Here is a 24,273-nt window from a genome sequence, read left to right on the forward strand (position 1 = left end):
GAATCCGATATTATGGAAAATTTTGGGGAATAGGTTTAGAAGTTTCTAATTTAGTAATTTCTAATATAGAGCAGAAATCCTTGATTTTTTTATATTAGAAAATTCTAATACGCGTATAAGGCCTTATATATCTATCTATCTTTTCTATATTATTTATTTATTTATAATTATTTAAATTACCTTACAAATAAAAAAAGGAAATAAGGGTTTATACTAGGAAAGAAAAAAACAGTTTTACCCCCCCGGGCTTGGGCCCCCTCCACCTCCACTTCTGGTCAAACCTCCCCGCCCGGTCTCGGAGCAATATACGCCTCTGGTCTCGGGGCCTCGATCCCTCCCCCTTCTGGTTCTTGGCCCCGACCATTCAATTTTCCATCTCAATTTCCGGATCATTTCAAGGGAAAACTCCACCGCCAATTAACGAAACCACCTCTCAGAGGGGTAAGGTACCCGACAACACTTTCTCATCAATTTTCAGGCGCGAAATTCGATCGAAATGGGGGAAGGGGAAAACCATGACAAAAACCCCTCCCCCACCCCGGCCTAGGCTTGGACAAAGCCTAGGTGCTTGAACCTATTGGTTTTTGTTACGGTTCCGTCGGGGTTTTTCACCTCGACGCTTTCCCGCCTTGAGAAGGCGTAAAGGGGCTTGATTCCCCTTAGTTTCAGGGCCTTTTCAAGGTGGGGCATCAGGTAGGGTGCTCCCCCGATCATGGCATAGGCACAGCCCTGTCCTGCGGCGATATCCGCGAGCTCTCGGGCCCGATCCTTTAATTCCCTCTTCGAGGGAATAGCCGTAAACGTGAGCAGGTTAACAACCTGCTTCCCCAACCCGGTCCCCAACCCGCTTCCGGACCCCACCGGGTCATAGATTTCGATCACGGGAATTTCCCCGTTTCTCTGATCATCCGTCACCTGATGCTGGGTCAGGTTCAGGACGGCGTTCTGGCGGGTTGCAATACTCAACCCTTTGAAATCAATACACTTTTTCAACATTCTTTTTCTCCATTATTAGGCGAGTACATACCAGTAAACAATCACCCAGGCCAGATAGATCCACCCCGCCCAGGTCAGTCTCCACAGCCACTTATCCACGGACCTTTGCCCCCCATTTTTCGGCCAGATCCAGGACCTGTTTTCGGTCCGCCCTGCTGAATTTCTGGTACTCAATGGTCCCATCCCGGTGGCGAATGATCACATCTCGCCCCAATTTGTCGGCGAGCGTAATTCCCCGCACAGGACCGTCAAGGGGTTTGGGTCCAACCCAATCTTCAGGGTAAACCATACAATCCAAAGTAGAACAGTAAATTCTCTCGCCGGACCTGGATCTGGCCCTGGGCCGTTTCGGGGTCAATTCAACCGAAAGTTGCTTGAATATTTCATCGGCCCATTTCTCCACCGTTTCCATGCGAGAAATAAGTTTCCTGTCTCCAAACACATCAAATGTGCTGGAGTTATGGTTATGTTTCAGATCTACTTTGCCGGGACAGGTCTGGTTCAGGATCAAGGGATTTGGCGCCGGTATGGTCAAGCTGAATCCCGCAGAGGTTGCGCCAGAAGACTGTGGAGAGATCGGCCGGCAGGCCTTTGGACTGGCGGTTTGTGGCCATTCACTTTGCAAACATTTGGGTCAAACGCCCGGCCCGATACCCCACCACATCGCGCGGCACCGTCTTCCGCTACGCTCCATACGGCTCATGAGAGAACATCACGAGATTGCGACTGGACCTAAAATCGGGGGGATCAAGCAACACATCCATTCGCCAACCTTCGCACTGAGCCGGGCCGCCCCATAACACCCCATAACAATGGACCAGGCAGTAACAATGACGATGATCTCAGCCTAGTCTTCTGCCTCTGAAATTCGTATCATATTTGTATCAGACTATTTGAATTTCAGAGTCAACAAGAAGACTGGTTAATTATCTGACTCTAGTGTGATTTTTAGTGTGATTTTTAAATTTGAAGTTCCTAAGTCGTATGACATAGTCAATAACAGGAACTTCAAATTCACCACACTAGGTCCAGCCTAGGTGATGATCGCTTCCAGCTGGCGCAGGCGGCGGCGGTAGCCGCCAATGATCGACTCGGTGAGGCCATGTGGGAAACCGTTCGGCAGCGCGGCCAGCGTTTTATCGATAGCTTTGTCGCTGCGATCCAGCAGCTCTGCGAACAGCTCCTGGACGATGTTTTTGCCCATGCCGCAAGCTTCGGCCGTTTCCAGAAAGTGCCGGGGAGAAATTCTATGCACGAGGTAATGCCGGCTTTTACCGATGGCCATTGCCATTTTCATCTGACGTTGCTGCAGCTGCTTCGCGTCATAGAGTGGCTGGACCGACATGACATCGTAAAACGGCGTTAGAGAAAACCGGCTGCGCGGGTACAGGAACAGGCTGAAATTCTTGGCGTGACCGTCGGTCGCGGCGAGCAACCAGAACACAATCGCGGCCTTCATGATCCGCCGCTGATCCTCAAGGGGCGTATCGCTGCTGGTGAACAGGCCAATCAGCCCAGCCAGGCCCGGGCCACCATCGCTTTCATATTTCCGGGCCGGCGGAACCGACAACGCCTGGCAGCAATCTTCCTGCGGCAGGCGCAGCAGCCGTTTATCCGTGGTCCAGAGCCGGTCGAACCGCTTGACGACGAGCACTTTCCTGTTGCCAAAGCGCGCGATTGCAGTCTCGGCAGCCGGCAGGCCGAGCGCATTCATCAGCGTCATGCACAGATGCTCGTTCTCGACCGAGAGTGAAAGGTCGATGCCGTCCGGCCGCTTGCCGATCTCCGGTTTGAAGATGTGGGTGGTCGCCGTTGTGCCGTGCGGGATATGCCACTGGTCCTTCCAATGCAGCAGGGCGGTTTTTTCCTGCGCGCCCGCCAATGAAATCCGGAATTCTTCATCCGCGCCAATGCCGAGCGGACTATTGCCAAGGTCTCCTAGCAGCGCGGCGATCTCATCGTCACTCACGGGCCTTGCGTCGATCCCGCCGGGCGGTCCCGGGGCAATGTCTTCGGGCAAGAACTGCAGGGCGCCGACGCAGTCGCGGCCGATTGCGCTCAGCAGGTTGAAGGCATCGGTCCCATCGGCCCGGGCGCGTTCGGCAAGCTTGCGGCGGATATCGGGATTATCCGGGAGCAGATTATCGAACACCGCGATCACCGGCGCGCCGATATAGCGATCCTCGCGCAGCGGCAGCGAGAGGGAGATCGGGAAAGCATCCTCCCAGGACAGCCAGCTGTCATCATACTGGAAATCGACGGCGCCGCTCGCGGCCTTGCGCAGCTGGCCGACCAACCGGCTGTTCAGATAAACCGCAAGCGGGGCATGTCTTTTGCGGCGGGCCATCAGAACAGCCCCTCGATATCCTCGGGCTTGGCCTGGCTGCGCGGCCGGACGACAAGTTCCAGATCGAGCGCGGCCAGGGCGGCAATGACCGTGGCAAGCTGCGTGGCCGGGGCGCCGTCCTCCAGCTTGGAAATGGTCGCCTGGCGCAGATGGATTTTTTCGCCGAGCTGGGATTGCGTCAGGCCCTGTTGCTTGCGGACCCGGCGCAGGATGGCGCCCAGCTGTTTTTCTGATCTGGCAATCTGTTCGGTCATGATCCTGTCCTTTTATAGCTAATATACGTAAATGCGTATAAAATGTCAATATACGCGAAAGCGTATAAGTCATTCTTATGCGCGAACGCGTATAAATGATATTCAGACTACACAAATGTGTATCCGTTGGTTACACTGCGGCGATGGAAAAAGATGTCGGGTTTCGCATCAGGCTTCAGCGCGAGCTGCGCGAGAAATTTCTGGCAGCCTGCCACGCAGAGGACAAGTCGGCGGCGCAGGTGATCCGGGAGTTCATGCGAGAATATGTGTCCAAGCGCCGCCCCTCAACGGAATCGCCGGCGCAACAATCGCCCGAAAATCGCGATAGAGGTAATTTGTAGACCAGGAAAAGAGGCACTATGACACGCCGAAAGTCAGAATCGAAATCAAGCAGCAAAGGCAAGGCCAAGAAAAATAACGGCCAGCTGGGTTTTGAGGCACAGCTCTGGGCCGCCGCCGACAAGCTGCGCGGCAATATGGAGCCGTCGGACTACAAGCACGTCGCCCTTGGCCTGATCTTTCTCAAATACATCTCCGATGCCTTCGAGACAAAACGTGCGGAACTGCTCAAGGAGGAACTGGCCGATCCGGAAGACCCGGAGGAATACCTCGCCGAGAACGTCTTCTGGGTGCCTAGGCAAGCCCGCTGGTCGCACCTTCAGGCCAACGCCAAGAAGCCCGAAATCGGCAAGCTTATTGACGACGCCATGCTGGCGATTGAGGCCAAGAACGAAAACCTCAAGGGCGTTCTGCCGAAGGACTACGCGCGCCCGGCGCTGAACAAGGTGATGCTGGGTGAGCTGATCGACCTGATCAGCGGCATCGGCATGGCCGAGGAAGCCGACCGTTCAAAAGACATCCTCGGGCGCGTTTACGAATATTTCCTCGGGCAGTTTGCCGGCTCGGAAGGCAAACGCGGCGGGGAGTTCTATACGCCGCGTTCCGTCGTGCGGCTTCTGGTCGAGATGCTGGAGCCCTACAAGGGCCGCGTCTATGACCCGTGCTGCGGCTCCGGCGGCATGTTTGTGCAAAGCGAAAGGTTCGTTGAGGAACACGGCGGGCGCATCGGCGACATCGCCATCTACGGGCAGGAAAGCAACTACACAACCTGGCGGCTGGCCAAGATGAACCTCGCGGTGCGCGGCATTGACGCCGACATCCGCTGGAACAACGAGGGCAGCTTCCATAAGGACGAATTGCCGGACCTGAGGGCCGATTACATTCTCGCCAATCCGCCCTTCAATATCTCCGACTGGGGCGGGGAGAGATTGCGCGAAGACGCCCGCTGGAAGTTCGGCGTGCCGCCCGTGGGCAACGCCAACTATGCCTGGCTTCAGCATATCTATCACCACTTGGCACCCACCGGCACGGCGGGCGTGGTGCTCGCCAATGGCTCCATGTCCTCGGCGCAAAGCGGCGAAGGCGAGATTCGCCGCGCGATGGTCGAGGGCGACGTGGTGGATTGCATGATCGCCCTGCCGGGTCAGCTCTTCTACTCAACCCAGATTCCCGCCTGCCTGTGGTTCCTGGCGCGGGACAAGAAGAACGGCACGTCCTCAAGTAGCGAAGCGGTAGGACAACGACAAAGCTTCCGCGACCGGCGCGGGCAGGTCCTGTTTATCGACGCCCGCAAGCTCGGCCACATGGTGGACCGCACAAGGCGGGAATTTTCCGATGAGGACATCGCGAAGATCGCCGGGACCTATCACGCCTGGCGCGGGGAGGAAGGCGCGGGCGACTATGAAGACGTGCCGGGCTTTTGCAAATCCGCCACGCTGGAGGAGATCAGAGCCCACAACCACGTGCTCACCCCCGGCCGCTATGTCGGCGCGGCGGCGGCCGAAGAAGACGACGTGCCGTTTGAGGAACGCTTCGCGGAGCTGAAGGAAACCCTGGCGGAGCAGTTCGCCGAAGCCGAGGAGCTCAGCGCGCTTATCCGGAAGAAACTGGAGGAGGTCGGTGCGCATGGGTGAAAGCGTAATTCTTCCGTACCCGCCAGACTGGGTGTTGACAACACTTGGTGAAGTTGCGGCTAGTGGTGGAGGAAATATCCAGACAGGGCCCTTCGGTAGCCAGCTGCACGCTTCAGATTATGTCGAGCATGGTATCCCTTCTGTGATGCCTCAGAACATCGGCGATAACAGAATTACTGAGAAAGGAATTGCGCGCATCACCGCTGAGGATGCGGAACGTCTATCGCGTTATCTGCTTCAACCTGGTGACATCGTCTACAGTCGGCGAGGCGATGTAGAAAGGAGAGCGCTTATTAGGCCCAACCAAGCAGGTTGGTTATGCGGCACGGGGTGCCTGAGAGTGCGCTTGGGCGAAGGGCCGGTCATGCCAGAATTTGCTGCGTATTATCTCGCTCATCCTGATGTAAGAGCCTACATCGTGCAGCATGCTGTCGGCGCTACTATGCCAAACTTGAACACGTCTATTCTTTCTTCTGTCCCGTTTCTTGTTCCTCCGCGTGGTGAGCAGGAGCAGATATGCGAAATTCTCGGAGCCCTCGACGACAAGATCGAGCTGAACCGGCGGATGAATGAGACGCTGGAGCGACAAGCGCGGGCGATCTTCAAGGATTGGTTCGTCGATTTCGGCCCCACCCGCGCCAAGATGGAGGGCCGCGAACCCTACCTCGCCCCCGAACTCTGGGACCTCTTCCCCGACGCCCTCGACGACGACGGCAAGCCGGCGGGGTGGGAGTTAGATAAGGTCGAGGACTATCTGGAACTTGCCTACGGCAAGTCTCTCCCCGCGAAAAAGCGTCGGCCAGGTCAAGTCACCGTTTATGGCTCAGGAGGGCTCACTGGCTTCCACGACGAAGCTCTCATTGATGGGCCAGCCGTTATTGTAGGCCGCAAGGGTACGGTTGGGAGCCTATACTGGGAAGATCGACCAGTTTTCCCAATTGATACAGTTTTTTACGTTGTTCCAAAGCGAGCAAGCCTTCTTTTTTGTTACCAAATGCTGCTTTCTCAGCCCCTCGCAGACATGAATACGGACGCGGCAGTTCCGGGGTTGAACAGAAACAATGCATATAGGCTTGAGTTCCCATGGCCGGGTTCTAGCCTTGCTGACGCCTTTGAAGGGATCGCCGCCCCTCTGTGGAAACAGCGATCGGCAAACCTTCGCGAGTTGGAAACACTCGCCCAAACCCGCGATCTGCTGCTGCCCAAACTGATGTCCGGCGAAATCCGCCTCCGCGACGCCGAAAAAGCCGTGGAGGCTGTTGCATGACGGTGGCGGTTGGAGAAACGGTGTACAACGAAGGCAAGGCCCCGTGCTCCGGGCTTGGCCTGACATGGTCGGACGATGACCTTGATGCAGCAATGAAGGGGCCAGTTGTCGCGATCTTGTTCGACGATGTGGGCAAGGCTGATATCGAAGATATTTTGACCGGACTTGCCGAGACCGAGTTTGAGCAGGAGGGGCTTCGCCGGGTTCTCGCTGATCCGGATGATATCGAGGACTGGCGCATTGGGGAGGCGATTGCCGAGACTTATCTGACCGATCACCGCGATTGCTACTTCCCGTGGCCCGATGGACGTGACGAACGCAAGCGGGGTTCCAGCCTGCCCGGTGCTGATCTCGTTGGTCTCCATAACGATGGCCAAGGAAACTGTTTGGCTTTCGGAGAGGTCAAAACCTCTTCCGAGGACAAGCATCCACCCGGCGCCATGCATGGCCGCACCGGACTCAAGCAACAACTCGAAGACCTCAGGGACAACGTTTCGATACGCGATGACCTGGTTAAGTATCTCGGGTTTCGTGCCAAGGGTGCAAAATGGATTCATCTGTTTCAGCAAGCCGCGCAGCGTTACCTGAGGAATAACTCCGACGTGCAACTTTACGGATTCCTCGTCCGCGATGTTGAGCCGCACAAAAATGATCTTCGGGCACGGGTTAAAAAGCTTGCCGAGGACTGCCCCGGCGGTACGAGGATTGAGCTCCTCGCTCTGTACCTTCCGAAGGGCAGGATCGAGGGTATTGGCAAAGCTGCTGTCGCGGCCAGGGCAGGAGGCGCGTCATGACCCTGTCCATGAATGCCCTTGAAGCTCTAAGAAATCACTGGGCCGTCAGTGCGATCGGCGTGGATGATCTTGAGCGGGCCGAACGGCTTGTGCACGAACATCTCGCCCGCCGCGCGGTTGGTAAGCAAATCGCCTTTTCGTTTACCTCATGTAAAGATGACGATGCTTTGCTGGAGCGGGTCGCGCTCGCTTATGAAATGGCGGCGATTGAAGGGCTGGATGAGCTGAGCCGTCCGGCGGGCGAGAACGTGGCGTTGCGCGATCAAGCGACCGCTGCGTCGTTCCGTGCTTTTGATATCCGTCGTTTATTACCTGTCCCAACGGAGACGCATGACCGGATCTTCTTTGTCCTGCAACTTTCTGCCATTGCCTATTGCGGAGACCGCTGGTCTGACCTTCGCCGCTGGTACAAGGAAAATGCGGAGGCCCTGAGGGCGCCGAGCGTTGCGGAGACGCCGTGGGACCGTCGCCTTCTGTACCGTCTTTTCCATTGCTGGGTCCGGCTGTTCCGCAAGGATGGTTGGGATGATCTTGACCGGATCAGGGAGATCATCGCCGGGCTGCGCGACGATCAAAAGACCTTCGAGGAAGCAAGACTTCAGAATGGCTCGCATGCGAAGGACCGGGCAATCGCCCTACGGCTCGCGGCGCTTTATCACTGGGCCAAGGGAACGGAGCTTGTTGCCCATTACATGCTTCAAGGGCAGCCAGCAAACCCGTTCGGCTCGATAGACAAACATTTCGACGGTGCGATCAAGGCGGCGACAGCCTCGGGGGACGCACAGCATGAGATTATACTGCGCTGGTTACATGCAACCGCGCGGATCATGATCACCAACTCGCTTTGGTGGGCGACACGCGCCGTCAATTCGCGGACATCAGATTTTGTCCGCTCTTTGACGCATCGTGAACATCAGGCGATGTTCGAACTTCTGCCGCCCCAGCGGGCAGCCCTTCTGGAACAAGGACTGCTCGATCAGGCCAAGACGGCCATCGTGGTCGACATGCCGACCTCGGGTGGGAAAACCCTGCTCGCGCAATTTCGTATCCTTCAGGCTTTAAATCAGTTCGATGCGAAGAAAGGCTGGGTTGCTTACGTTGCACCCACACGCGCTTTGTCCGCGCAGATCACGCGTCGGCTGAGAAAGGACTTTGAGCCTATCGGCGTCCGGGTCGAGCAATTGACAGCGGCAGTCGAGGTAGACGCCTTCGAGGAAGAGCTATTGGCGGACAACGATCAGCCATTCCATGTACTTGTGGCGACACCGGAAAAGCTGTCCCTCGTCATCCGCAACAAGAAGGTCGAGAACCGCCCACTTGCGCTCGTTGTCATGGACGAAGCGCACAACCTTGAAACAGAAGGTAGGGGACTTAGAATTGAGTTGTTGCTTGCGACAGTGAAGAGGGATTGCCCGCAGGCAAACTTCCTTCTCCTCATGCCATTTGTCGAAGGATCAGAATCGGTCGCCCGATGGCTGGCACAGGATATAAATGCCGGTCAGGCGATCAGCCTCGGCACGACACCCTGGAAACCTAACGAACGGATCATTGGGCTCTATAGTGCGGTTCCGGATGATAGCCAGCGCGGTGGATGGCGTCTCAATTTTGAGACCTTAACCGCAACCCAAAAGGCTATGCCGCTTCATGGCATGCACCGCGTTGGCGGCGTGAAGCCGATTGACGTTCCCAAGAGTGAGGTTCTTACCAAGGGCCAGCAGAAAGGCTTCGGTCTTCAGACGGCAGCCATTGCGACGGTCATGTCCGCCCGTGGCACGAGCGTCGCGGTCGCCAATAGCATTCGCACTGTGTGGAAAATGGCCGCCAAGGCGGCTGAAAGCTTACCCGATCTAGATACGGTCCCGTCGGATATCAAACTGGTCCAGGATTTTCTGCGCACGGAGATCAGCCCTGACTTCCAGCTTATCGCCATGCTGGATAAGGGGGTCGGCGTCCACCATGCCGGTCTTTCCGACGATGTTCGCGCCCTTATGGAGTGGCTTGCGGAGACCGGAAGCCTGCGGATGCTTTGCGCGACCACTACAATTGCGCAGGGGATTAATTTTCCGGTTTCGTCTGTTTTCCTGCAAACGCACAAATACGCTTACGGGCAAGAAATGTCGCCGCGTGAGTTCTGGAACCTTGCTGGTCGTGCAGGCCGCATCGGCCATGACAGTGTCGGCGTAGTAGGTCTTGCAGAAGGCTCCAGCCGGGAGTCTCTCATCGAGTTTGTGAGCCGCAATACGGGCGCCCTGGTCTCGCGCCTTGTGTCGCTACTGAACGATCTTGCCGCTCAAGGCCAATTGGCAAATCTTTCAGAGATTCTCTGGCAGGACCAGTGGGAAGATTTCCGCTGTTACGTTGCGCATCTCTGGGCGGAGAAAAAGAACCTCGATGCCGTTCTATCGGACTCCGAGCAGCTCCTTCGTCAGACCTTCGGTTACACGTCGCTGCGTAACGATCCCGCGCAACGGGAAAAAGCGGACGCATTGCTCGATGCAACGCAAGCTTACGCGCGCAAGCTAGCCGATATGCCTGAAGGCATTGCCGAGCTTGCAGATTCGACGGGTTTCTCGCCGGAAGGCGTGACGAAAGCGATGACGGGACTTGGCACTCTTGAAACCAAGCTCACCCCCTCGGATTGGGCGCCGGACAGCCTTTTCGGCGAAGGTGGCAAGATCGCTGATTTGTACGGCGTGATGCTGAAAGTGCCGCAATTGCGGCAGAAGCTTGAGGAGATCGGCGGCGTAGGTTTTGACCGAACCCGCATATCTGACATCACGCGTGACTGGGTGAATGGCAAAGAGATTGACACCATAGCGAAAGAATACTTCAGCCGGGAAAACGACGATGAATCTGGAACGGCAGCGATTACGGATGCCTGCCGCGCGATATACCGCGCAATTGTCAACAACGGCACTTGGGGTGTTTCCGCGCTAAGCCGTGTTTCCGGTATCGACTTTGACAGCCTGCCTGAAGCCGAGCGTCGAAGGATCAATGCGCTTCCGGCGATGATCTATCACGGCGTACGCACAGAAGAGGCGGTGCTGATGCGCATGAATTCCGCGCCACGCAGCGCGGCGGAAAACCTTGGAAATTTGTACCGCGAGACAGTCGGCGACGGCGATGTTCGGTATTCCGTTGGACAGGCTCGCCAGTTCCTCAAGAACATGAGTGACCGTGACTGGCAGCGCGCCCGCCCTGACAACGCGGCACTCTCCGGCAGCGGCTACAAACGCGTTTGGGAATTACTTTCCGGGGAGGCGGGTGAATGACCAAATTCGCCGAAAGCCATGTTGAAGACGCTGCGCTCGAATGGCTTTCGGGTCTGGGCTATCGCGTTATACACGGGCCGGATATTTCCCCCGATGGGCCAGCGCCCGAGCGTGTCAGCTATGACCAGGTGCTGCTGCTTGAGCGTTTTCGCACCGCGCTTGCGCGGATCAATCCACACCTGCCCGCTGACACGCTGGAAGAGGTGCTGCGCAAGGTGCAGCAGGTGGAAACGCCGTCGCTGGTCGAGGAGAACCGCCGCCTGCATCGCTACCTTGTCGAGGGCGTGCCGGTTGAGATCACGCGGGAGGACGGCAGCATTGGCGGGGATACGGCTTATCTGATCGACTATAGCGACCCTGACAATAATGACTGGCTGGCCGTTAATCAGTACACGGTCATTGAGAACAGGAACAACCGCCGCCCCGATGTGGTGCTTTTCGTCAACGGCCTGCCCCTGGCCGTGATCGAACTGAAGAATCCCGGTGATGAGAACGCAACCCTTGAGGGCGCCTTCAACCAGCTCCAAACCTACAAGGATCAGATACCGTCACTTTTCCGCACCAATGGCGTTCTTGTCACGTCCGACGGAATCATGGCGCGCGTCGGTTCGCTGACCGCAGATATCGAGCGCTTCATGCCCTGGCGCACGGTGGATGGAACCGAAGTTGCGCCTAAGGGCACGCCAGAGCTGGGCACGCTTATCGAAGGCGTGTTTGAAAAGAACCGATTTTTGACCCTCATTCGCGACTTCACGGTTTTTGCCGATACGGGCTCCGGCCTTGTCAAGATCGTGGCTGGGTATCACCAGTTTCATGCGGTGCGCCATGCCGTCGAGCGCACGATTGCCGCGTCCCGGCCTGAAGGCGACCGGCGCATTGGGGTTATCTGGCACACCCAGGGCTCCGGCAAGAGCCTGCTTATGGCCTTCTATGCCGGGCAGATCATCGCTCATCCGGCAATGGAGAACCCGACCGTCGTGGTGATCACCGACCGCAACGACCTGGACGACCAGCTCTTCGGCACGTTCGCCAATTGCCGCGACTTGCTGCGCCAGACACCGCAACAGGCCGATAGCCGCGAGGATTTGCAAAAGGTGTTGTCCCGCCCTTCAGGTGGTGTGATTTTCACAACCATCCAGAAGTTCTCGCCGGAGCGTGGCGAAACCGACTATCCAGTTCTGACCGAACGCCGGAATGTTGTGGTGATTGCCGATGAGGCGCATCGCAGCCAGTACGGGTTCAGAGCCAAGGTCGAACGCAAGACCGGCGACATTTCCTACGGCTTCGCCAAGTATTTGCGCGATGCCTTGCCGAATGCCTCTTTCATCGGTTTCACCGGCACCCCCATTGAGAAGGAGGATGTGAACACCCCCGCCGTGTTCGGGGAATATATCGACGTGTACGACATCAACCGGGGTGTTGAGGACGGCGCGACCGTCCCGATCTACTACGAAAGCCGCCTGGCGCGTATTGAGCTGGATGAGGACGTGGCCCCGCTTATCGACGACGAAATCGCCGAGCTGACCGAGGACGAGGCCCTCGCCGAGCAGGAAAAGCTGAAGCGCAAATGGGCAAATATCGAGGCTGTCGTCGGGGCCGAGAAACGCCTTGCCTTGGTAGCCCAGGACCTGGTGCAGCATTTCGAGGATCGCGTCGCCGCCATGGACGGCAAGGCCATGATCGTCTGTATGAGCCGCCGCATCTGCGTTGCCCTCTATGACCAGATCATCAAGCTGCGCCCGGAATGGCACAGCGATGATGACGAGAGCGGCGTTATCAAAATTGTCATGACCGGCGCTGCGTCCGACCCGAAAGAATGGCAGCCGCATATTGGTAACAAGGCCCGCCGCGAGCTTCTCGCCAAGCGCGCCAAGGACCCCAACGACCCGCTCAAGCTCGTGATCGTTCGGGATATGTGGCTCACCGGCTTTGACGCGCCGTGCATGCACACGATGTATATTGACAAGCCGATGCGTGGGCACGGGCTGATGCAGGCCATTGCCCGCGTGAACCGGGTGTTCCGCGACAAGCCAGCGGGGCTGATCGTCGATTACATCGGCATCGCGCAAAACTTAAAATCGGCCCTCAGTCAGTATTCACGCGCCGACCAGCAACACGCGGGCATCGACGAGGCCGAAGCCATCGCCGTAATGATGGAGAAGTACGAAATCGTCCGGGATATGTTCGCCCAGGATACCAAGGGAGGTTTCGATTATCGCGCTGGTTTGACCGGATCGCCGCAGGAGCGGCTTACTGTCCTGGCCGGGGCGATGGAGTGGGTGCTGGACATGCAGCATCGGGCTGCGGCAAAGGAAACCACGAACGAGGGCAAGAAACGCGCGCATCGCCGCTTCAGTGATGCTGTGCTGGCGCTATCGAAAGCCTTTGCTCTTGCTGCCGCCAGCGACGAAGCGCGCGACATCAGGGACGAGGTCGGCTTCTTCCAGACCATTCGCGCCGCGCTCACCAAAAGCGCGCCGGGTGCGAGTAAAACATCTGCCGAGCGAGACCTCGCAGTGCAGCAGATCGTCAGCCGTGCCGTCATCTCAACCGAGATTGTCGATATCCTTGAAGCCGCCGGGGTGGAGACACCTGACATCTCCATCCTTTCCGACGAGTTCCTCGCAGAAGTTCAGGGGATGGAGAAAAAGAATCTTGCCATGGAAGCCCTGCGCAAACTTATCAACGGTGAGATACGCTCACAAAGCCGCGTCAACGTTGTGCAGACGCGCGCCTTCTCGGAACGGCTAGAGGACGCCATTGCCCGTTACCACTCTAATGCCATCACGACGGCGGAAGTCATTCAGGAGCTGATCAAGCTGGCGAAGGACATCCGGGCCGCGCACCAACGCGGAGAAGAAGAGGGACTTAGTTTGGAGGAGATTTCCTTCTATGACGCCCTGGCCCAGAACGAGAGCGCTATCGAGGTCATGGGGGACGAGAAGCTCCGTGTTATCGCCCACGAGCTTCTGAATAGCCTTAAAACCAATGCTTCGGTAGATTGGCAGCACCGCGAGGCCGCGCGTGCACGCATGCGTGTTCTGGTCAAACGTATCCTGCGCAAATACGGCTACCCGCCAGACCTTCAGGATGCCGCTGTGCAAACGGTGTTGCAGCAGGCGGAAGTTCTTTCAGCGAGGTGGGCGGCATGAGCATCTTATTATTGGCGCGTTGCGATTCTACGGGCAATAAGCCGAATGGACAGAAATAAGACGATTGGAAATCGCCATGGCTAATTCATTACAGACGATTGCTGAAAAATTTTTGGCATTGTCGGAGGTGCGTGCTTCGACGATAGAACGTGTTCAAAAGATTAGGGGCAAGAATGAGAACCAGTTTGACCTTTCCAAGGAAGCTCCTGGTGTTGGGCGCTCTCTTGCCCAGATTGATGCCCGTATCATGGCGCTTTGCGAGATGGCACCCAATTCCGAAGCGGATAAGGAATCTGACTCTTTTCTGATTCCAGAATCACTTATAAACGGGGTTATCAAGCCCCTCGAACAACTCACGGGTCAGTACCAGTCGATTTTAGATGGTTTTTCAAACATTGAGAAAAACGGTGGTCCAGGAAACTTAAACCCCGACGACCTCACGCTCCAAAGTGCCAACGGACAAGTTAACCTTCAACTCGGACCAATTTTTCAACATATATGGAATCATTCGGAAGCGGTTCTTCTAGCCTACTATCCTTTGCTGAATTTGGTTGGTGTCAAGGAGCTGCCGGATTTCTCAGCAGCCTTGGACGCTTTTTCCATTGCCATGGAGGAAGTACATAGACAGCGTGCTGAATTGCAGGAACTCAATCGGGCCGCCCAGGCCGACCGAGAGAAAATTGGGGAACTTCAGGCGCAGAGCGCACCCCTGAGAGATGAGATAGAGCGGCTGAAGACGGAGAGCGATAAGGATCGCAAGACACTTTCTGAATACACAAACGAGGGCACACAGTCCATAACAGCCATTCGCGGAACTACGGAACAGGCTGAACAACTGCAAGTGCAAGTCGATAGCTACAAAGCGACGTTTGAGAATTTCCAGAAGCAGCTGGATGCGCGGGGAAAAACTTTCGAAACTGGGAAGAAACAACAGGATGAATTAATCGAAAATCTTCGAGAGATCGAAGATGACACCAAAAGGTTGACAGAGCAGGCAGAAGCCATGCTAACCGGCGCTACGGTTGCCGGACTGGCTGGTTCGTTTGGAGAGCTTCGTGACAATATTTCTAGCGAATTGAAGACCGCCCGGCGGGTGTTTTATTTTGCAATATTCTTGCTCTTCCTCTCTGTAATTCCGCTTGTTGCCTACGTTGTACCGGGGTTTGCGAGCCTGTTTGGATTTGACGCGATAGTTGCGCCCAATTTGCCGCGGGAGGCGGGGACACTGGAGTTCTTTGGGCAAATCATTGTGCGAGCACTCTTGCTGCTACCAGCAGCATGGTTCGCTAAATTTGCAGCAACACGTCATGCCGTCTTATTTAGGCTGAAGGAGAACTATGCATACAAATATTCGGTTGCTGCCTCAGTGGAAGGGTTTAAGAAGCAGGCTGAACCATTCAAAGATGGTATCGCAGCGGCAACTTTCTTTGAACTGACCTATAACCCAGCAGATCGAATGGAATCCAAGAGCCATGAGGAACGCCACCCAAATCCGGTCATGGATTGGATCATGAAGAAGATCGGCGCTACTTACGATGGAAAGTAGAAGATATCCTTTCCATTAGAGCCACAACTCTGCCACCATCAAATCTCGCAATGATCCTTGCTTGTTTCTGATCTTTGTGTGTCCGGCAAAGCCGCAACTGGCTGTCGTGAACCAAGCCCCGGCTATGCCGGGTCTTGGCCTTCCGGCGTCCATCCCTCGCGGTTAGGGCGGCTGCGCCGCCTCTGTTGAGCGGCCCTCGGGCCACTTCTTCTTTGTCTTGTCTTTGGGGCCTGCGGCCTCGTTTGTCTTGTCTTTGGGGCCTGCGGCCTCGTTTGTTTTGTTTTTGGGGCTTGCAGCCCCGGGGCCGTCAAGGTCAGGCCCTTCGTTTCTCTTCGGGCGGAAACCGCAGGGCCGTGTAGTCCCCCGGATCAGGTCCGGGGTCCGGCCCGCACAACCCGGCGGTTTCCAGCCTGTGACGGCCCAACCCCCGCTCATTGCCGCGTGGCTAGAGTGAATTGTGAAAAGGTTGGGTCGGAAAGGGGTTCCCTTTTTGCTTTATTTGTGATTCAAGATAGGGGCTGGATAAGGAGGCCAGTCTCTATGCCGAAAGCGCTTGATCAGGATTTGCGTGACCGCGTTATTGATGCGGTTCTTGTTGAGGGGATGAGCCGCCGTGGAGCAGCAGCGCGCTACGGCGTCAGTGCCTCCACCGCTGTGAAGTGGTTGCAGGCCGTGACACAGGACAAACGCCGCCATCCTGTTGGTACAGGTGGGCATCGCCCTTCAGCCCTGCCTGCTGTACAGGACTGGCTTGTGACCCGGATCGAAGAACAACCAGACCTCACCCTTGAAGCTCTGTGTGGCCTTTTACAGGATGAGCATGGTGTTCGTGCGGACCCGGGCATGCTTTCCCGCTTTTTCCGCACGATCGGTATCAGCTTCAAAAAAAACCGTATTCGCCAGCGAGCAGGACAGGCCTGATATTGCCTTCAGGCGTCAACAGTGGAAGAAATACCAGAAGCGGATCACATCTGAACGACTTGTCTTTGTCGATGAGACCTGGGCCAAGACCAATATGACCCCCACCCATGGCTGGAGCCCAAGGGGCCGGCCTTTGAAGGCTCAGGCACCGGGGGGGCACTGGTTGACCATGACCTTCATTGCAGCACTGCGTCATGACGGCATCACGGCGCCATGTGTCTTCGACGGCCCCATCAACGCGGAACGCTTCCTCGCATGGGTGAAACAGTTCCTCGTGCCAACCCTGAAGCCTGGCGATGTCGTGATCCTCGACAATCTCTCGTCCCATAAAGGCAAGGCTGTCAGGGAGGCGATCCGGAACGCTGGCGCAAGGGTGTTCTTCCTGCCGCCCTATAGCCCGGACCTCAACCCCATCGAACAGGTCTTTGCCAAACTCAAACGACTGCTAAGGAAGGCAAAGGAAAAAACCAAGGAAGCAACATGGAAACGCATTGGGACACTCCTCGATGAATTTTCACCACAGGAATGCGCCAACTATCTCAGAAATGCAGGTTATGCCTAAACCTATTAACAAAAGACTCTAGAGGCTGTTCCCCTACCGACGCGGAGCATCGAAACCTCCTCAGTTATTTGACAGGTTTTGAATAAAGATCATATTTCGCCGGATTGGAAAGCTCTTTTGTGAGTTTACGGCCTAGCAGTCTACTTCCGCCAGAATATCAAAAACTCTCTGACTATATTTTCTGAACTGGTTCAAGTCTATCGCATCTCCTCGCAGATGAGGGGGAACAAACTGCAGAAACTCGTCGCCATTTGTAGGCAAAGTCTCCAAAAGACATTCTATCATCTCATTGCGAAGCAACCCCTTAGACCGATCAGAATCAGGGCATTCAACATAGATAACATTCTCACGCAGATCTATAAGTTTGTCTTTGGCTTCCTCTATTGAAATTCTTCCATTTTTAAGAGAGGAGGATAGATTAGCTCTTTCTTTGGTGTCCTGATCGGGTTTTTGTTTGTTTGCATTTTCAGGTTCAAAGTTCTCTGATTTATTTATTGTCTCTTTAGGTTTCTGAGCCTTAAGAGCTTTTTGTTCCTGTTTTTCCCGACGTAGACGATCACGCTCCCTTAGCGTTTCAATACGCTCACATATTTTTTCAACCTGACGCTCACTATCCTCAAACCAATCAGTTGACCAGATGCGCTCAATTTTCCACCCCATCCTCTCTAGAACCAATTGTCTCAGGCGATCGCGATCACGAACTGACTTTGCTGAATGATAAGTTGCTCCATCACATTCAATTCCAAGAATAAATCCGTCATCCTGGTCCGGGTGTTTTACAGCCAAGTCGAGGAAATACCCCGCTACCCCTAATTGGGCGACACACTCATAGCCTCGTGAAGACAAAGCCTCCGCAATAGCAATCTCGAAATCACTATCTGGCGCTTCCCCTGTATGAGTACTTGTTTCCAACTGCCCTGTCTCGGCATAGGCAAGAAAGTTTTTCAAAGCGACCAGACCTTTCTTGGCATTAATGGCCAGCTTAATATCATCGGATCGCATAGAACTGATGGAAATGATCCGCTTCTTTGCCCTGGTAAAAAGGACATTCAGTCGTCGCCAACCTGTTTCACCTGTAATTGGACCAAAGCGATTCATAACCTTGCCACTGTCGGGATCTGGGCCATAAGTGAAAGAAATCATCATCACATCTCGCTCATCGCCCTGAACGTTTTCAAGATTCTTGATAAAAAACCTTTCTGAACCTTGCGCACGACGTTCAAGATACACTTCTGCAAGTGGGCTTTTTTGTAGAAGACGATAAAATTCGTCCTCTATAAGCTGTTGCTGGGCAGAGTTCAAAGCCACAATACCAAGGCTATTCGCCGTCCCTGACTCCATAAATTCAATTGCTCTTTTGGCTACATAACGGGCCTCAACAGGGTTTTTCCCCTTTCTACATGTCGCCTTAGGAACATACTCAAAACTTATACCTTTATCCTCCGACCTGGTTGTAGGAGATGGAAATACAACCAAATCATTATTATAAAAGTACTTGTTAGAAAAGGAGATCAGATCTTCAGATTGGCTTCTGTAATGCCAGCGCAACCTTCTTGCCGGCTGGAAAATGGGGATTGCCGCATCCAAAATGCTTTCTGCTTCCTCAACTTCTGAAGTATCGTCCTCATCCTCTTCCGCCTCCACTGTGCGATTAAAGAAATTCGTTGGAGGAAGCTGTTTGGGGTCACCCACAATGATTACCTGCTTAGCCCTTGCAATACATCCTATTGCATCCTCGGGTTTCATCTGGGACGCTTCATCCATAATTAGCAGATCGAATTCCAATTCCCCTGCCGGAATATATTGCGCCACAGATAATGGCCCCATCATCCAACAGGGTTTTAAGACCTGCAAAGACCTTCCTGCCCGTTTAATTAATTGCCTAATTGTTACCCGGCTTTTGGGTTTGGTAACGATATGATTGATAAGAGATAGTTCTGTTTTGTCCTTTACCCGGGGACCTTGAACCCCGGAGGGTACCTTCAATACATCAAGTCTGCCCGCAATCCCTCGCTTATTCAGGTCTTGGATTTTACTATCAAGACTTTTAAATGAACTGCGCAATTCGTCTAGAAAATCTCCATTTAATCCTGACAAAAATTGATCATTGACTGCTAGCCTATCGGCATGGGGGTAATAAGTCAGAAACGCCAGTCCGTTTTCCGCGTCTTCCTTCGCCAAGTCTCCTTGCTCCACAAGCTTTACTAGTCTTGATAGCCCCAGATTGTCTACCCGTTCCCTATTCCGCTTGTAAGTAATCCAATCGCTAAGGAGAGTTGGTAATGCCATGGCATTCTTTAAGCATTCACGGAAGTGCTCATAGTCCCTAACTCCATTAGAATCTTTAAACCAGTGGACTTGATCAAGATAGTAATCTTGAGCGATCTTTTCGGAATCCTCTATAAAATTCTTGAGCTTGGGGACCGCAGAATTTGACCACTTAATGAGTTGTACAATGATTTCCGGTGTTGATGATTTAAAAATCGCTTCTCTGATGGAATCCAAGATCAATATTTCATTCAATTTTCTGGCAAAATTAATAGCTATATTCACTTTATTTGCATCCGTCGAAACGCCAGAAAAAACTTCCCCTAGAATATCCTTTGCGAATTCATTTTTGTTGATTTCATTTTCGAGATTTCTTGCTTCAATACCCGCTTCCATCGCAAATCGATATTGCTCAGAGGTAATCGAAGTGGATTTTAATTTGACCGGCAATCCTACTATAAGCGATCTGAGTTTTGCGGCTGAGTTTTTAATATCTTCAACAAGTGTCGTCAGTTCTTCCTTAGGATCTAGCTCTCTATTCAAGTGCTCTAAGCACCAATTCAGGGCACTAAGAACCTCCTCACCTTTTCCTGCAAGGCCATATTGCTGCAAGCGAGAAAGTGATTTAAGGGTGGACACCTCCATTTCCAATATTTTATCCGCGGACCTTGCCGCCAAAGAAAAACCGAAACCCAATTTCGCTCTGACAGCTTTATACCATTCTCTTAGAGCTTTCAAACCAACAATGTCTGTATCAAGACCCTTAAATAAGTCCTGCCAGACTTCCCTGTATTCCTCGTTGGCTTCAAGGGCCTGTTTTTTCTCCTTAAAATCTGCAATCTCCAGAAGGAGCTCAGATATTGAGCCCCCCTTTGGATATTCCCCTTTCAAAGTCGATTTAAACAAACCTCTAGCTTTCCACCATTTTGGGGCAAAAAACCGGGTAACAGAACTGTTCTCCAATATAGAAGCAGCTTCCAAGATTTGTGATTGAGGCAGATCTTCATAACCAGAAAATGATAAGTCGAGTTTGAACTTCTGGTTTTTCAAAAGATCAATCTCATCTGACATGCTTTCCAAGAGTTGATCGACATCTTCATCAAAGACGTTACTCCGATAATTGAGTTTATCTTGGGGGGCTGTGGAACTTAACTCAATAATAACCTTAAGCAGCTCAAGTGTTTCGACAGTTAAAGCATCAGGCAGTCCAAATAACTCCAGACAATTTTTCCATTCCTGTTCTGTCTTAGACAAAATTCCATAAATGGAGGATATTTTATCCAAAATTTCATCGCTGTGACTTAACAGGCTTTTAGGGCTTAAAATCTGACTCGCAATATTAAACGCTTCTTCAAGATATTGCTGGTCATCATTTATCAGATAGGTTTCTCCTTCAAAGTGTTCATGAAACCTAGATAAGCACTCTTCATATTTCTGGACTTGAAGTAAAAAGCCCTCTAGTTGGTTTATGTTTTCTTCATCATATAATTTATTTACAACAGACCATTCCGGCATTTTGGGTAACAATGCCAATTGAGACTCAAGATCCACAAGAGATTCATAGATATCTGACCTATTGCCAACTTCCTGGCCAATCAAATATGAAAGTTTGACAACCTCATCCCGGCATTCGTCAAAAATGCTATGTAGGGCCTGAAAGGCATCCAAAATTGAAGATCTATCACGAACCCTAAGATCTGGTTTGTTGAGCCCAAACCAGGGAGATTTGTTGACAGAACCGGATTCGCGCTCAATAGTCTTAATAGACCTTAATAATATCCTGAGCGCCTCAAGTCTCTGAAAATAACGCTCCGCCGAAAACTTCTCATCCCATTTTTTTGCAATGCCTTCGAGGGCTGGGCATTTCTCTAAAACACTTCTTTTATATCTTGTCGCTTTATGGAAAAGAGAAAATGGCGAAAGTTCAATTCCCCCGATTTCCGTATGTAAATATTCCGTATATCTCTTTAATTCATCGCGTTTGGCATGCAGCTTTTTAAGTTCACCATCAAGTTCCGACGGGACCTTAAACTGGCCTCGTTTCTTTAGCCGGTTTTCTAGGTCAGTTACCAATGCCCCCTTTTGAGTTTTGTGTGAATGAAGCTCAAGAGTAAAGTCTCCTAAACCGGCCTCATTTAATCTACGCCTTACAACTTCCAACGCTGCTAATTTTTCTGCAACAAATAAAACTTTCTTCCCACCTGCAAGTGCAGAGCCAATCATGTTTGTAATAGTTTGAGACTTTCCGGTTCCCGGTGGCCCCTCCACGACTAAGTTACGCCCTTGCAAAGCATCAATGATCACGCTGTGTTGGGAGCTATCCGCATCTGTTATCAAAGGAATGTTAGCGGCGTTACCTTCCAGGTTATCCACATCGTATTCCTGAGCAAACTCTAACCCGACGTCTTCCCCTCCAAGGAAAAACCTTTTAACCAAAGGATGATCTATGATATTATTTTTTACAGGCCATCGCTCTGGATCGATATCAAGGTAAAGCAACTGTTTACCAAACTGTAAAATGCTTAGAATGATATGTCGTCTTATTTTCCAGTTGGGCTTATTTCGGATGATCCTCTGCACCTTAGCCCAATATTTTTCAGGCATTTCATTTTCGATTTTTAGGTCAGGAAGATCGATGGCAAACTCTTTTAATTTTTCCTGGAGACTAAGGTTAACCTGCAAATCTTCCCCCGAATAGGATAGGGCATACCTAAACATCCCATCCCTACTCTTTTTTTGCCTTTCTAACTGGACGGGAAGCAAAAGTAATGGAGCAAGGAAGCTTTTTTCCGAATTATCGTCGTCTGTCCATTCTAAAAACCCAAAGGAAAGGAACAACATATTGCTCCCAGTTTCTTCAACAGCGGTTCGACTTAAGGAAGACAACCTTGCTGCAACAGCTTGAAGATCCTTTGGGTACAGCAAGGTTTGTATTTTATTATCTTGATGCTTTCTGGAGTTGGTTTCGTCTGTTTTTTGGGGAAGCTCATAGTCAACACGAATCCCTTTCCAACGCGCGTAGGCCTCGACCGGAGGTATAGGAATTTCTCTTTCGTTCCTGAGTTTTTCTAATTGGTCCGGCGTATCTAGAAGGTGCTTATGTTCTTTCCAAAATGATAGTTTCTCCTTCGCCTTAACCGGCAGAGGAACAGGCTCAAGAATGGATACGCCACCATTTATAAAATTTTCAAACAACTGGTCTGGCAATTCATCAATAACTCTCAAGGTCGAGCGAGCATAATATCGGAAATTCAAAAGGCGGTTGGATTTTGATAAATCTAGTAGCCTTTTGCGAAGTCGCTCCAACCCAGAAGCAACATCTCCCGTCAAATAGTCTGGTTTCTCCACAGATCCAGCATCGGCAATTGGTTTACCTTGAGAGAAATTCTCCGCAAGATTTACATTGTCTACAGCATTTTCACTCATAGCAAACAACCTACTTGTTTTGATTTCATCGCTTCCACAGACTGAAGTCCCCCTAAGATGAACTACATATTTCGGTGTGGAGTTTTTCCAAACAGAAAGGAATTTATCCAGCGTTCTTGGTAAAGCAGCCTGCATGCCCCATACTGTTCATGATCTGCTTCTATTTCGCTTATTCGGCCTTGACCTACCAAGCTGTCTGGAAGAGAAAAAAGCTAGAATCGTTTTCTTGCCCCCACGATCAAGCATTACACAAATTATGGAAACGTTCCAATTTTCAAGTTGTTCTCTTAAACCACCACTCCCCCTCTCTAATATAGTCATTATAAAAAAAACGATAAAACAATCAAAGCATTAAATGGCTAATCTCGGATACCACAACTCTACCTAGGCTCAGGACCTATTAATTTTTTTTAGGCTTCCCAAACAGGTGAAACTCTGATTCAAAGAGGTGGAAGGAGTATCCACCATATCAGATTTGTATTATTTGAGTGAAGAGCAGCTTGCCCGCATTCAGCCTTTTTTCCGCTATCGCACGGCGTGCCCCGTGTTGATGACCGCCGGGTGATCAGCGGGATCATCCATGTGCTGAAGCGGGGGCTTCAGTGGCGTGATGCGCCGAGAGAGTATGGCCCTCACAAGACTTTGTATAATCGCTTCAAGCGCTGGAGCGAGAGGGGAGTGTTCGACAGGATATTCACAGAGTTGGCGTCTCGGGATGTCCCGGACCAGCTCCAGATAGACGCCACACACCTGAAAGCGCACCGGACGGCCGTCAGTCTGGCAAAAAAGGGGATGTTCCCCGCCACATTGACCGCACAAAAGGCGGGTTGAACAGCAAGCTGCATGCTGTATGCGACGGCGAGGGCCGGCCTCGCCTCCTGTGTCTCACTCCTGGCCATGCCAGTGACGTCAAGGGGGCTGCCATCCTCGCCCCCAACTTACCCGCCGCCGAGCATCTGCTGGCCGACAGGGGCTATGACGCCGACTGGTTCAGGGGCCATCTGAAAGAGCGCGGCATCAAGGCTTGTATTCCGCCAAAGAAAAACCGCAAGCAGCCTATCGAGTTTGACAAAACCCTCTACCGCCAACGCCACAAGGTCGAGAATATGTTCGGCAAACTCAAGGACTGGCGCCGCAGCGCGACACGGTACGACCGATGTGCCCATACATTCATGGCCGCCATCAAAATCGCCGCCATCGTTATATGGTGGATTTAATGAGTCCTGAACCTAGGTCGTAAACTCATAAATATGATCCAGTTTAGGCTTGCATCCGTGCCATAAACCTGGTTTATTTGGTCTCGCAGTTGAGGTACATATCGGCGTATAAGGCCGGTAATGGTAATTGGTTATGTACAAAATCATGCCCCGAAGATGAGTTTGAGGCAGAGGGTATTACAGTGGAATGATCAGGTTAATCACATTGCTGATGATGCTTGCCTTGGTGGCAGTCCCGGTCGTTGATATCACTGTTCTGGATGCCGCTCCACTGGAAG

Annotated in this window: 12 protein-coding genes and 1 pseudogene; 9 read left to right on the forward strand and 4 right to left on the reverse strand. The window is 52.7% G+C overall.

Annotated features, from left to right (window positions below; all coding sequences use genetic code 11):
* Window positions 1-543: 543 nt before the first annotated feature.
* The 3 genes from FE788_RS13655 to FE788_RS13670 form a co-directional block, all read right to left on the reverse strand.
* Complete coding sequence (locus FE788_RS13655) at window positions 544-996, reverse strand: hypothetical protein (RefSeq protein WP_138381161.1); 453 nt, start codon at window positions 994-996, stop codon at window positions 544-546.
* A gap of 1,033 nt (window positions 997-2,029) precedes the next feature.
* Window positions 2,030-3,343: a type II toxin-antitoxin system HipA family toxin gene (locus tag FE788_RS13665; protein WP_138381163.1), complete on the reverse strand. Its 1,314-nt coding sequence runs from the start codon at window positions 3,341-3,343 to the stop codon at window positions 2,030-2,032.
* Entirely contained in the window at window positions 3,343-3,597 is a 255-nt protein-coding gene (locus tag FE788_RS13670) for a helix-turn-helix domain-containing protein (RefSeq protein ID WP_138381164.1), read from the reverse strand. Before FE788_RS13670 ends, FE788_RS13665 begins: the two co-directional genes overlap by 1 nt.
* Window positions 3,598-3,740: 143 nt before the next feature.
* On the opposite strand from FE788_RS13670, the gene FE788_RS13675 reads away from it, so the two are divergent.
* The 8 genes from FE788_RS13675 to FE788_RS13710 all read left to right on the forward strand — a co-directional run bounded on the left by FE788_RS13675 (window position 3,741) and on the right by FE788_RS13710 (window position 17,084).
* A complete protein-coding gene (locus FE788_RS13675; RefSeq protein WP_138379465.1) occupies window positions 3,741-3,938 on the forward strand; it encodes a hypothetical protein in 198 nt (65 codons plus the stop codon).
* Window positions 3,939-3,956: 18 nt separating this feature from the next.
* Entirely contained in the window at window positions 3,957-5,570 is a 1,614-nt protein-coding gene (locus tag FE788_RS13680) for a class I SAM-dependent DNA methyltransferase (protein WP_138381165.1), read from the forward strand.
* The gene (locus FE788_RS13685; RefSeq protein WP_138381166.1) at window positions 5,563-6,837 is read left to right on the forward strand and encodes a restriction endonuclease subunit S; all 1,275 of its coding nucleotides are present in this window, start codon (window positions 5,563-5,565) and stop codon (window positions 6,835-6,837) included. The genes FE788_RS13680 and FE788_RS13685 overlap by 8 nt, the downstream gene beginning before the upstream one ends.
* Entirely contained in the window at window positions 6,834-7,631 is a 798-nt protein-coding gene (locus FE788_RS13690) for a hypothetical protein (protein ID WP_138381167.1), read from the forward strand. The genes FE788_RS13685 and FE788_RS13690 overlap by 4 nt, the downstream gene beginning before the upstream one ends.
* A complete protein-coding gene (locus FE788_RS13695; protein WP_138381168.1) occupies window positions 7,628-10,903 on the forward strand; it encodes a DEAD/DEAH box helicase in 3,276 nt (1,091 codons plus the stop codon). The genes FE788_RS13690 and FE788_RS13695 overlap by 4 nt, the downstream gene beginning before the upstream one ends.
* Window positions 10,900-14,055: a type I restriction endonuclease subunit R gene (locus tag FE788_RS13700; RefSeq protein ID WP_138381169.1), complete on the forward strand. Its 3,156-nt coding sequence runs from the start codon at window positions 10,900-10,902 to the stop codon at window positions 14,053-14,055. The genes FE788_RS13695 and FE788_RS13700 overlap by 4 nt, the downstream gene beginning before the upstream one ends.
* Before the next feature lie 76 nt (window positions 14,056-14,131).
* On the forward strand, window positions 14,132-15,601 hold the full coding sequence (locus tag FE788_RS13705; RefSeq protein ID WP_138381170.1) for a DUF4407 domain-containing protein: 1,470 nt from the start codon (window positions 14,132-14,134) through the stop codon (window positions 15,599-15,601).
* Between the two features lie 540 nt (window positions 15,602-16,141).
* Window positions 16,142-17,084 (forward strand): IS630 family transposase gene (locus tag FE788_RS13710; RefSeq protein ID WP_138381171.1). Its coding sequence is split into 2 segments (ribosomal slippage): window positions 16,142-16,483 and window positions 16,485-17,084, totalling 942 coding nucleotides; the frame shifts between segments, so codons are not numbered across the junction.
* A gap of 132 nt (window positions 17,085-17,216) precedes the next feature.
* Here the strand turns inward: FE788_RS13710 and hhe are convergent.
* On the reverse strand, window positions 17,217-22,913 hold the full coding sequence (hhe, locus tag FE788_RS13715) for a DUF4011 domain-containing anti-phage protein Hhe (RefSeq protein WP_138381172.1): 5,697 nt from the start codon (window positions 22,911-22,913) through the stop codon (window positions 17,217-17,219).
* A 331-nt stretch (window positions 22,914-23,244) separates the two neighbouring features.
* Here hhe and FE788_RS13720 point away from each other — a divergent pair.
* A pseudogene (locus FE788_RS13720) lies at window positions 23,245-23,995 on the forward strand (IS5 family transposase).
* Window positions 23,996-24,273 lie beyond the last annotated feature (278 nt).

It is taken from the genome of Luteithermobacter gelatinilyticus (assembly GCF_005849285.1).
Taxonomy (GTDB): Bacteria; Pseudomonadota; Alphaproteobacteria; order Sphingomonadales; family Emcibacteraceae; genus Luteithermobacter; species Luteithermobacter gelatinilyticus.